The 11,548-nt window shown below is 54.1% G+C and carries 7 protein-coding genes and 1 pseudogene; 5 read left to right on the top strand and 3 right to left on the bottom strand.

Translation table 11 applies throughout. From position 1 onward, the window contains the following. Position 1 precedes the first annotated feature (1 nt). The 3 genes from LSG25_RS18915 to LSG25_RS18905 are packed head-to-tail and all read left to right on the top strand — an operon-like array spanning position 2 to position 6,011. On the top strand, positions 2-2,941 hold the full coding sequence (locus tag LSG25_RS18915) for a site-specific DNA-methyltransferase (protein WP_232742417.1): 2,940 nt from the start codon (positions 2-4) through the stop codon (positions 2,939-2,941). Beyond that, on the top strand, positions 2,941-3,930 hold the full coding sequence (locus LSG25_RS18910) for a hypothetical protein (protein ID WP_232742416.1): 990 nt from the start codon (positions 2,941-2,943) through the stop codon (positions 3,928-3,930). The genes LSG25_RS18915 and LSG25_RS18910 overlap by 1 nt, the downstream gene beginning before the upstream one ends. A gap of 2 nt (positions 3,931-3,932) precedes the next feature. Beyond that, the gene (locus tag LSG25_RS18905; RefSeq protein ID WP_232742415.1) at positions 3,933-6,011 is read left to right on the top strand and encodes a UvrD-helicase domain-containing protein; all 2,079 of its coding nucleotides are present in this window, start codon (positions 3,933-3,935) and stop codon (positions 6,009-6,011) included. A 270-nt stretch (positions 6,012-6,281) separates the two neighbouring features. Here LSG25_RS18905 and LSG25_RS18900 read toward each other — a convergent pair whose 3' ends face one another. Beyond that, positions 6,282-6,815, bottom strand: a complete 534-nt coding sequence (locus tag LSG25_RS18900; RefSeq protein WP_232742414.1) for a RadC family protein — start codon at positions 6,813-6,815, stop codon at positions 6,282-6,284. Between the two features lie 474 nt (positions 6,816-7,289). Between LSG25_RS18900 and LSG25_RS18895 the strand changes: the two genes are divergently transcribed. Both LSG25_RS18895 and LSG25_RS18890 read left to right on the top strand, forming a co-directional pair. After that, positions 7,290-8,048, top strand: coding sequence for a type IV toxin-antitoxin system AbiEi family antitoxin domain-containing protein (locus LSG25_RS18895; protein ID WP_232744767.1), 759 nt, complete (start codon positions 7,290-7,292; stop codon positions 8,046-8,048). A gap of 22 nt (positions 8,049-8,070) precedes the next feature. Beyond that, positions 8,071-9,010 (top strand): annotated as a pseudogene (locus tag LSG25_RS18890) (nucleotidyl transferase AbiEii/AbiGii toxin family protein). 10 nt (positions 9,011-9,020) lie between these two features. On the opposite strand, the gene LSG25_RS18885 reads toward LSG25_RS18890, so the two are convergent. Both LSG25_RS18885 and LSG25_RS18880 read right to left on the bottom strand, forming a co-directional pair. After that, positions 9,021-11,207 carry a DNA/RNA helicase domain-containing protein gene (locus LSG25_RS18885; protein ID WP_232742413.1) on the bottom strand — a complete coding sequence of 729 codons (2,187 nt, stop codon included), beginning with the start codon at positions 11,205-11,207 and terminating at the stop codon, positions 9,021-9,023. Beyond that, positions 11,204-11,524 (bottom strand): nucleotide pyrophosphohydrolase, encoded by a 321-nt coding sequence (locus tag LSG25_RS18880; RefSeq protein ID WP_232742412.1) that lies wholly within the window; start codon positions 11,522-11,524, stop codon positions 11,204-11,206. The genes LSG25_RS18885 and LSG25_RS18880 overlap by 4 nt, the downstream gene beginning before the upstream one ends. Between the last annotated feature and the right edge of the window lie 24 nt (positions 11,525-11,548).

Raw genomic sequence — 11,548 nt, 5'->3', positions numbered from 1 at the left:
GATGGCGACCAAGAAAACGCAAACACCCGGCAAGAGTATCGAGCAAATCACACACACCGAAGCCAAGCGCAAGAACATTCCGACGGTGGAGCACCAGTCGGTGATGCAACACCACGAGCAGGCACCGGTTCAGGTGACGTACCCGCGCGCCAACCGTCAATGGCTGGACGAATTGTGCGCCTTGCACGACACGGGCAAGATGCCTCTGGAATTCCAGCAGCGCCTTAACCGCGACCTTGACCCGCAACTTATCTGGCGTGGCAAGGATCAGCAAGACTGGTCTGATCTGGTCGTCAATGCGCCGCCGCTGTACATTCAGGAGAAGGTAAAACCCAAGGTGCTGATCGACGAACTGCGCCGCCAAACCGAAGAACAGCGCGAAGCCGTCGCGCCGCAGCCCCAGACGCTGGATTTGTTCGGTGACTTCAACGGCCTACCCGAAGGTACGGACCGCACCGAGTTTTATCAGCACGAAGGTCACTGGCAGAACCGCATGATCCTGGGTGACAGCCTGCAGGTGATGGCATCGCTGACAGAGCGCGAGGGGCTGCGCGGCAAAGTGCAGTGTATTTATTTCGATCCGCCTTACGGCATCAAGTTCAACAGTAACTTCCAGTGGTCAACCACCAGCCGCGATGTGAAGGACGGCAACGCCGCACACATCACGCGCGAGCCCGAGCAGGTAAAGGCGTTCCGGGATACTTGGCGGGATGGCATCCATACCTATCTGACCTATCTGCGCGACCGTCTGATGGTCGCACGGGATTTGTTGACCGAGTCAGGTTCTATTTTCGTGCAGATTGGAGATGAGAATGTTCATCGCGTGCGAGCAGTTCTAGACGAGGTGTTTGGTGATGCAAACTTCATATCTCTAATTACATTCACCAAGACGACCGGACACGCATCAACAACACTTCCAAATGTAACTGACTATTTGATTTGGTTTGCACGCGATCTAAAAAAATTGAAGTACAGACAGCCTTATCGAGTAAAAAATGTTGGCGGCGAGGGCGCTGCCGAATACACATTGCTGATGACTCCAGAGGGCGAGCTGAGGAATCTAACGAAAGACGAGAAGTCAGGGGCAGAGAGCATTCCTGATGGATATCGTGTATTTCGTATCGACAACTTGAGATCACAAGGTTCCACTCCAGATGGCTCTAAGCCATTCACTTTTCAAGGTGTCGAATATCCCTGTGGAAGTAACCAGCATTGGAAGACTTCGTTAGTTGGACTTAACCGTCTTTCTAATGCAGGAAGATTGTTTGGTAGAGGTATCGGGAAGACACTCACGTACTTGCGCGCAATAGACGATTTCGGTGCCTTCCCGCACGCTAATGTTTGGTCGGATGCTAGTTCTGGCGACAATCAAACATTGCAAAAACTGTATGTAGTTCAGACGCTTCCCAAGGTTATCGAAAGATGCTTGTTGATGGCTACTGACCCCGGTGATTTAATCCTTGATCCCACTTGCGGCTCCGGTACCGCCGCTTACGTCGCAGAGCAATTGGGGCGCCGCTGGATTACCATCGACACCTCGCGCGTGGCGCTGGCGTTAGCCCGTGCACGCATCATGGGTGCGCGTTACCCATTCTACCTACTCGCCGATTCCCTCGAAGGTCAGTTGAAGGAAGCCGAAATCACCCGTAGTGCGCCGGTCAGCCGGCCCACCTACGGCAATATCACCCACGGCTTCGTCTATGAGCGGGTGCCGCACGTCACCCTCAAATCCATCGCCAACAATACCGAAGTCGACGTCATCTGGGATACCTTCCAGTCCAAGCTCGAATCACTTCGCGAACAACTCAACACGGCACTAAAAACAAACTGGCAGGAATGGGAAATTCCCCGTGAAGCTGATGCCAAGTGGAGCACGACCGCCAAAAAATTGCACACTGACTGGTGGCAGCAACGCATCGCCCGGCAGAAAGAAATCGATGCCTCCATCGCCGCCAAGGCCGGGTTTGAATACCTCTACGACAAACCGTATGAGGACAAGAAGCGCGTGCGCGTGGCTGGCCCCTTTACCGTAGAATCGCTGTCGCCGCACCGTGTGCTGGGCGTCGACGAAGAAGACAACCTGATTGATCATGTAGCCGAGACGCAGGCCGAATACGGCCAGGACTTCGCCAGCCTAATCCTGGACAACCTGCGCACCGCCGGTGTGCAGCAGGCGCACAAGTCCGACAAGATCGAATTCATCTCATTAGAACCGTGGCCGGGCGAACTAGTCTGCGCCGAAGGCCGCTATCTGGAAAACGGACAGGTGAAGCGTACCGGCATTATGATCGGCCCAGAATTCGGCACTGTTACCCGCGCCGACCTGGTCGATGCTGCCCGCGAGGCGGGCGATGCCAACTTCGATGTACTCATCGCTTGCGCCTTCAACTACGACGCACCCGCCAGCGAGTTTAGTAAGCTGGGCCGCATCAATGTGCTTAAGGCGCGAATGAACGCCGACCTGCACATGGCCGAAGACCTGAAGAACACCGGCAAGGGCAACCTGTTCGTGATCTTCGGCGAGCCGGATGTGGACGTGCTGGACACCCAGGGCCGCAGCATCCGCCGATACGACGGCAAACGCGACATCATCGAGGTGCCCGCAGACGGACAACTGGTGGTGCGCATCAACGGTGTGGATGTATTCCATCCCAGCACTGGCGAAGTCCGCAGCGACGGCGCAGAAGGCATTGCCTGTTGGTTCCTGGACACCGATTACAACGAAGAGTCCTTCTTCGTACGCCATGCGTACTTCCTCGGCGCGAATGACCCATACAAAGCTCTGAAGACCACCCTCAAGTCTGAAATCGACGCCGATGCTTGGGCGACGCTCAACAGCGATACCTCGCGCCCGTTCCCGAAACCGAGCACCGGACGATTTGCGGTCAAGGTTATCAATCATCTTGGGGACGAGGTGATGAAGGTGTTCAAGGTGCAGTGATGGCGAATACAACTTGTCCGATCTGGGGAACCCCGGCCACACCTATTGATGTGGCCGGGCGTGATGGCGTCGCCGTTGATTCGCCGAGGGCTGGCGGAGAGTTCTTCATCTCTGGCACGGCGAACGCCATGCTTGCCAATCTGGACGATAAGGGGAAGGTTCTTCTGACCTCTTGGCTGATCAGGCAACATCGGCTTGGTGTCATCCGCCCGGAGATTTCCAACCAAACTCTTGAGGACTTGAAAGGCCTTAGTTTCCCAGCCGTCGACGAGAGGGCAGACGACCTGTTACGCTATCTCGCAAGCAGGAGCGAGCTACTGGGCACTGTCGTAATGTTTTGTGCGCCAGAAAAAGCCAGCAAACCGGATGACGGCAATGCACTGATGGCATGGACATCCTCTCGCAAACTTTCCGAGGTGATTACCCTCGCCGAATATGCACATACGGAAAAATGGATTGAGCAACGCGTCAAAAAACCGAGAACTCTTGACGAGGTTAGCGACACTCATGAACTAATGCTTAGACCGCCTGGGTATGCCCGGCTGGCAGCCCTAGATGGCAGCGGTACAGCATCGAGTCAAGCATTCGTTGCCATGTGGTTCGACCAGTCCATGAGCGAAGCGTATGAAAAAGGCATTGCCCCGGCCATTCGAGATGCTGGCTACGAGCCAATACGGATAGATCAGAAAGATCACAACAACAAAATTGACGACGAAATCATCGCGGAGATAAAGAGGTCGCGTTTCGTTGTCGCAGATTTCACGCAAGGAGATAGCGGTGCGCGCGGCGGGGTGTATTACGAGGCGGGTTTTGCACATGGCCTCAACATGCCAGTGATTTTCACTTGCCGCGCCGATGCGCTGAAGAATGTTCACTTCGACACGCGCCAATACAACCATATCGCGTGGGAAAATATTGATGCATTGAAAAACCAGCTTGCCCAAAGAATATCGGCCACCATCGGCGATGGGCCGAAGAGGAAGGCATGAGAATGGAATTCCGTATCGCCGACACGTTCACCACCAGCCTCGCGCGCCTGACCGGCGATGAGCAGAAGGCGGCTAAGACCACTGCCTTTGACCTGCAGATGGATCCTACCGGTAAGGGCATGAGCTTCCACAAGCTCGATAAGGCCAAAGACCCGAATTTCTGGTCGGTGCGGGTCAATCGTGACATCCGCCTGATCGTCCACAAGGCCGCCGGTAGCCTGCTGTTGTGCTACGTCAATCACCACGACAAGGCCTACCAATGGGCCGAGCGTCGCAAGCTTGAGGTGCACCCGACCACCGGCGCGGCACAACTCGTTGAAATACGTGAGCGTGTCGAGGAAATCCTTGTTCCGAAGTACGTCGATGACAGCAGGCCGTTCAAGCAGCAGGAGCCAAAACTGTTCCTGCCATATAGCGATACGCAGCTGCTAGCCTATGGCGTACCACAGGAATGGCTAGCTGATGTAAAGGTCGCCGACGAAAATTCACTGCTGGAATTGGCCGACCACCTGCCCGGCGAAGCTGCAGAAGCCTTGCTCGAACTGGCAACCGGTGGGACGCCCGCATTGCCCGAAATTGCAAGTAAGGGTGATGATCCATTCCTGCACCCGGATGCACAACGCCGTTTCCGCATCATGTCCGATACGGACGAGCTGGCTCGCGCCCTGGAATACCCATGGGATAAGTGGACAGTGTTCCTCCACCCCGCGCAGCGCCAACTGGTCGAACGCCATTACAACGGTGCGGCACGCGTCTCAGGCTCAGCAGGTACAGGCAAGACAGTAGTGGCTTTGCACCGAGCCGTGCATTTAGCACGCGAGGACGAAGACGCGCGTGTACTGCTTTCCACGTTTTCAGAAACGCTAGCCAACGCACTGCGGGGTAATTTGTACCGACTAATCTGGAACACCCCAAAGCTCGGCGAACGTATCGACGTAGTCGCGATGGATGCCATCAGCATTCGCCTGTATTCTGCGGAGTTCGGCAAGCCTGCACTCACCAGCCGCGATGAAATTTCTACACTGTTGAAGGCCGCTGCCACCCAGGTGGATGGCCTGAAAGCGAATAGCGCGTTCCTGCTATCTGAATGGAATGATGTGGTGGACGCTTGGCAAATTGACAGTTGGGAGGCCTATCGCGACGCGAAACGACTGGGCCGCAAGACGCGCCTGCCGGAAACGCAGCGCGCCTTGTACTGGCAGGCGTTCGCCACCGTAAAGGAGCAATTGAAGCTGGCTGGCAAGATCTCCGCGCCGGAAATGTTCGCCAAGCTGGCAGAATCTATGCTCAAACGCACGCACCCCGTATTCGATTACATCGTGGTGGACGAAGCGCAGGACATCGGAGTGCAGCAATTGCGCTTTCTTGCTGCGATTGCCGGCAACCGCGCTAATTCCCTGTTCTTCGCCGGTGATCTCGGCCAACGCATCTTCCAGACACCATTCTCGTGGAAATCCTTGGGCGTGGATGTGCGTGGTCGCTCACGAACGCTCAAGATCAATTACCGCACGTCGCACCAAATTCGTTCGCAGGCCGATCAGCTGCTCGGCCCTGAAGTATCCGATGTGGACGGAAATGCCGAAAGCCGCAAGGGCACGGTTTCAGTGTTCAATGGGCCGGAACCGGTCATCTGCAGTTACGCCGATGCCGAGGCGGAAATCCAAGCTGTCGGCGTGTGGTTGAAGCAATGCAACATCAGCGGCGTATCGCCGCAGGAAATCGGCGTCTTCGTCCGATCTGAAAACGAACTCTCACGCGCACAGGCGGCAGTAAAGGCTGCTGGCTTGCGGGGACGCGTGCTCGGCAAAGACATGGCGACGGAAGAGGGTTTCGTCAGCATTACCACCATGCACCTGGCAAAGGGCATGGAATTCCGTGTGGTTGCTGTGATGGCCTGCGATGATGAAATTATTCCTTCACAAGTGCGCATCGACACTGCCGCCGATGAAGCCGAATTGATTGAAATTTATAACACTGAGCGCCAGTTACTATACGTGGCATGCACCCGTGCGCGTGATCAACTGCATGTGTCCGCGATGAAACCGGAGTCAGAATTTCTGCAGGACTTGTTGCAAAAGTAGCTATGCATCTGCGGCACGCCTAAAAATGACCGGCCACATGGGCTGTATCAGCAGCAGCTCGCGTAGCGAGCAGTCAATGCACTCGATGTAAAACTGGCCGCACCGTGACCCCGGCAGAAGATAGTGATACCACAGCCCATGCAGATTGTCACAACGCCCTTGCCAAAGGCACCAACTGATAAATCCGATAAGGGTTGAATAACTCTGTGCACGATTTACTGCATACAAGCGTAGCACGGCGGCATAGCCGCATTGCTCACAGTACCAGCCTTACACTTGACCTCGCTCAGCCAACGAAGTTATTCCAGAGCCCGTCACGATGATGTGATCCAGCAAACGAACATCAATCAGCGCCAAGGCATGCTTTAAGTGGCGCGTCAGAGCCAAATCAGCCTCGCTGGGTTCGGGTACGCCACTGGGGTGGTTATGCGACATGATGATTGCAGCAGCATCAAGGCGAAGCGCTGTTTTAACGATTTCGCGCGGGTATACGCTGGCCTGCGTCAACGTGCCATGGCTCATTTCCATGTACCGGATTACCTTAAACTGGCTGTTCAAATACAGCACAGCGGCTACCTCGTGCCCCATGCCCGACAGTTTGGCCTGAAAATAATGTTTTACAGCACTCGGGTTTCCCATATCCGCCCGATCACCAATCAAGCTTTCAGCCGCAACCCTGGCGGCGGCCAATACGTGCGAATCGGTCGCGGCCTGATAGCGGCCTGACGGACTGCGCACATAAAGCGTCTGCCCTGCGTTCATGTTGTCATAGCCCAAAGCTGCATTGTGGTTAACGTGTTCCATAGTCCTATCCCTTCAAATACCGGTTGGTTTTCCTGCTGACCGGGGCCGAAGATTCCGAGCCTGATCGTAGGTTTTCGGCGTTCGCAGCAATACGGTTCCTGCGGGGTTGCCGCCGTTGCCGTGAGTTCGTCGCCTTGCCGTGCTGAACTGCTGGCCGGGGCTGATGAACAGGACCGTGGAATATATGGAGGGGACCCGCCTGGCGGGGAGGACGCCGTTTATGCCGCGAAAGCCAGGGCAGCGGACACGGTTGGCGGTACAGTCGGCGTTTTAGGCGGCGCACTCGCCGCGTATAAGTTTTTCCGATGCGCTCTTTTCTGGCACCAATGGGCTGGAACAAAACTTAGTTGTCCGGAAATTCCGGATAACTAGAGGCATCTACGTCAACAACGTGAATTGCTCGTACGACTGCCGCCGCGTAGCCTGCCTATGAAAACCCAACAAAATGATTAGATTTTGTGTTATTTTTCACTCATGGGTAGAAATACACGACATAATCTAATCAAACGGCTGCAATCCGACCTTCCACGCGGTGCGCCATTTGACTTGACCACCCTGGCCGCGCTAGGGGTGTCGCCCAAGCTCGCCGCAGACTATGCCAACAATGGATGGCTCGTGCGCTTGGCTCAAGGCGTCTACGCTTTCCCCAATGACCACTTCAGCGTCTACGGCGCATTACAGCTTCTCCAGCAACACGTGCCTGGCCTGCATGTCGGGGGCAAGAGCGCACTGGCCTTGCATGGCGTGAGGCATAACCTGGGCAGCCGCGATACGCTGATGCTGTGGGGCGACGTCCGCCACACCCTGCCCGCCTGGTTCACCGCGCGCTTTCCGGCACGCTACGTCTACGCCAGCCTTTTCGACTGGTCCGACAACGCGCTGCCTGCCAAGACCTTGGGCACGCCGCCCGGCCAACCCGATGGACTGCGCATATCGGTTGCGGAACGCGCCGTGCTGGAAATGCTGTACGACGCCGGTACCAGGCAAAGCCTGGAAGAAGCACGCAATCTTTTTGACGGCCTGCGTTCACCACGCAAGGAACTGCTCGGCCAGTTGCTAGCTTGCTGCACCAGCGTGAAAACCGTTCGCCTGTTCCTCACCTGGGCGCGGGAAACCGAGGAGGTGAACTCTGATGACCTCCTGGCTCGCTATCCCCTGCGCACGGGTAGCAACAAGCGTTGGATGAGCCAGCTCTCCGACGGCACATTATTAAGCCTGAACCCACAGGGATAAAACCTACGTTGATACGGTTCGCGTGCTGCTGGCCGTTACACCTGCCGTTTTCGACAACGATATTTTCGCGATGAAAGGCACGGCGATCAATCTTTTCATACAAGATATGCCCCGTCTATCCGTCGATATCGACGTGGTTCAATCGGCCTTGGCAAACACAACGCGATGAAGCGCTGAAAGCCATCAACGATGAACTGGCCGCTATCGCCCAACGGGTCGAACCGCTTGGAGTACAGACACGCCTGATTCGCAGCAAGGATCTGAGTGACACCAAGTTGATCGTCGAGAATGACACCAGCCAAGTCAAAATCGAAGTAAATATTGTTTTCCGAGGCACGGTGCTGCCGGTCGAACATCGCCCCTTAAGCGCCAGAGCCTGCGACCTGTTCGGTGTCGAGTTCGAGACACCTATCCTCGCTCGTGATGAACTGTACGCCGGTAAACTGGTTGCCGCCTTGGATCGCCAACATCCACGCGACTTGTTCGACATATGGCGACTGTACGAGTCGGGCGGCCTCAGCGACGACATGGCTGAATGCTTCGTGATCTACCTGGCTGGACACAATCGCCCACCGCATGAGGCACTGTTTGGCAACGACAAAGATATTACGGCAGAGTACGAACGTGCTTTTGTAGGTATGATCGAAGTGGACTGCTCGCTGGAGGTGCTACTTGAAGCACGCGCCCGGTTACGGCAAGACCTTCCCGAGCGATTGACTGACAAACACAAGCAGTTCCTGGCCGGGCTGGTGCGTGCAGAACCTGATTGGTCTTTACTGCAATGCACCCATGCTGCCGACCCTCCCGCCTTGCGCTGGAAGCTCGCCAATCTCGAAGCCCTCCGTAAACGCCAACCTAAAGATTTTTCTGTACAAGCCGATGCTTTGGTCGCTGGCTTGGATCCAGACTGGCTCCGTCTACTAACGGCAGTGGGCAGCCGACATGAATGTCCATTCCGTTAAAAAACGCAACTTAACTGATGACGCATATGAATTCACCAACAACACGATAACGATATTCGTCGTCGTTGCTAAGCTCAAGCGTAGCAAGGTTTGGATCGGTCGACCGTGGTTTCAAGCGAATTTGCTCGTGATGCCACCCCTCTTCAGTATCAATCTTGATACTTTCGTATTCCTTGACTGTGTACCGAGAGCCTGCATCACCATCTTGGGTGTCGGCGCACTCAACCAGCACGATTTTGCCGTTTCGGCTCCCGCCTGGATTCAAACGAAAAAGGCAGATTGAGCCATTAGGAATAATTTTATTCATTGATTCGCCCACAACCTGGCAGGCAAATAGGTTTTCACCCGCCACTACACCTTGTGGCACAGCAACCCAATTTTTATGCTCGACGTGCTGAAACTCGCTGAAACCGCCGGCAGCAGCCTGCAAGTCGTAGAAAGGCACGGCATTGACGTAGGGTACTAGCGTTGCAACTGGCTTGATCAACTTGCCAACGGCAGGTTTGTACACGGGTATATGCTGCTTCAAATAATCACGAAGACCATCATCACAAGCGTAAACAAAAGCACCCTTTATGCCGCGCAACATAATGGTTCGGTAAATATTCAGTATGTATTGCTTCAGCTCAGCCGGGTTTTTTATAGCTTGTTTGCCATAGCGGTCAAAATAATGGTCCTTATAAATAACAATCTGGCCGCTCTCTTTGTCATAGCGGATTTCTTTCCCAAAAATGACGCCAGTGTAGTTAAGGTCATAGCCTTGGGTAGTATGAATACAGCCAACGTCGTTTTCAGCGCCTGCGGAATTGATCCAGTCGATATTGGTGCGATTCCAGTAGAGCTGGACGCCGTCAATTTCGATATCGTGCTGATCCGGATCATCTTGTGATCGCCATTTCCACGCATAACCTGCGACCAAGCGCGCCAAACCATATTGTTTATTCCTCAGTCCGATTTGCTTCACCAGTTCGGACATGTCGTCGAACAACAAAAACTCGTATTTCTTTGAGCGGAATTCTTCGTCTATTGCCAAGCGTGTATTCAGAAGACCGTCAATGAACTCCACATAGTGCTGACCTCCCTGAACACGAAACTGGGAAACCAGAGCCATTACCTTCGATTCGGGCGACGATTTAATTTTCTGGAAATCGCTGGCATTGGCATCAGATGGTTTAATTGATTGGTTCGGGTCATAGAAGAAAACCGCCTTATCTGCCTGCTGACTTACCCAGTCAACCTCGCTGCAGGTGTGCTTATCCAGCCCAAGTGTCGTGCAGGCTTTGTCGAAGGCGCCAAAGTATGCCCCCAAGTTAACGCGCTTGCGCAACCGGTGTGACTCATCGACAAGCACAATATCGTATCGCTGCTTTGCCAGCTCCGAAGGACTGATGACCATGTCTGGATGCAAGCCAACCACATTCCTGAACGCCTTTTTCAAAGTGCTCCTGAACGAACCCATCGGTACGACCAGCGCCATGCGCGGCTTTATGTATCGTTGTTTAAGCCGCATCAGCAGGTCGCGCAGCTCAGTTTCTTCTTCAGAAAATTCGCGCAAGCTCAGGTCGGTATTATCGGAATGGATAAGCTTGAAAAGAAAGATGGCAAGAACTGACTTTCCGGTTCCCGCGCCACCTTCCACCACCAGATTCTTCAACCCAGGGTTCAGCAGGGCACGCATTATCTCTATTAAGCCTTGCCGTTGATCGACTGATAAAGATTTGTAGGGCGAGTACTTAAAGACATCAGAGTTATCGATGGCTTCGAGCGAGTGTTCTGCAACCCCTTGTGCCCGCAATTTGTTCCAGGTTTCACGAAAGATCGGCGAATAAAGCTCGTCTTTCTGGTAGTAATTGTGGTCGACCAGACCCAGATTGCCGTTCAGTAGCTTGAAGCGACCGTCGGCCGCGATATATTTAATAAGCCCCGACTCGATATCAAGCGTCGCTGATTTGTTGAAACGCTCACTGCTGATCAGGTGCACCGTAGTTAACGATTTTTTGTCTACATGCTTTAGATGCGTGCCTAAACGAGTGAGCGTGTCGGTGGTTTCGCCAACGTAGGCACGGTGCGTGATGCCATCGCTGAGTATATACACCAGAGGCCAATTATTGGTGGCGTAGGCGTTGGCCTTTATGCCGTTCAAAGTGTCGACCGAAAAACCGTATCGGTTCACTTCGACAAGATGCTGCTGACTCATAGCTCAGTATATTTTTTGGCGCTACCCTTGGCTTTATCTATAGGGTACTTTGCTTCGTTGCGCTCAATTTTATCTAAGACGATTTTTTGAACATCAAAACCGTAAGCATCGGATAGCAGCAGGGCATAGGCCAGCACATCCGCCAGCTCTTCCTTTACTTTTTCGGTATCGGCTGCTTCCGGTGCCTTCCATAGAAAAGCTTCTAACAACTCGCTGGCTTCAATGCTCAAGGCCATCGCCAAATCTTTAGGGTTATGAAATTGCTTCCAGTCGCGATCATCGCGAAACTGGCGCAACCTTTGCATGACTTGGTCCATTTGCTTAACCTGTTCTGGCTTAAC

This window comes from Paralcaligenes sp. KSB-10, from assembly GCF_021266465.1.
Taxonomy (GTDB): Bacteria; Pseudomonadota; Gammaproteobacteria; order Burkholderiales; family Burkholderiaceae_B.
This window is presented reverse-complemented; position numbering and strand designations above follow the sequence as displayed.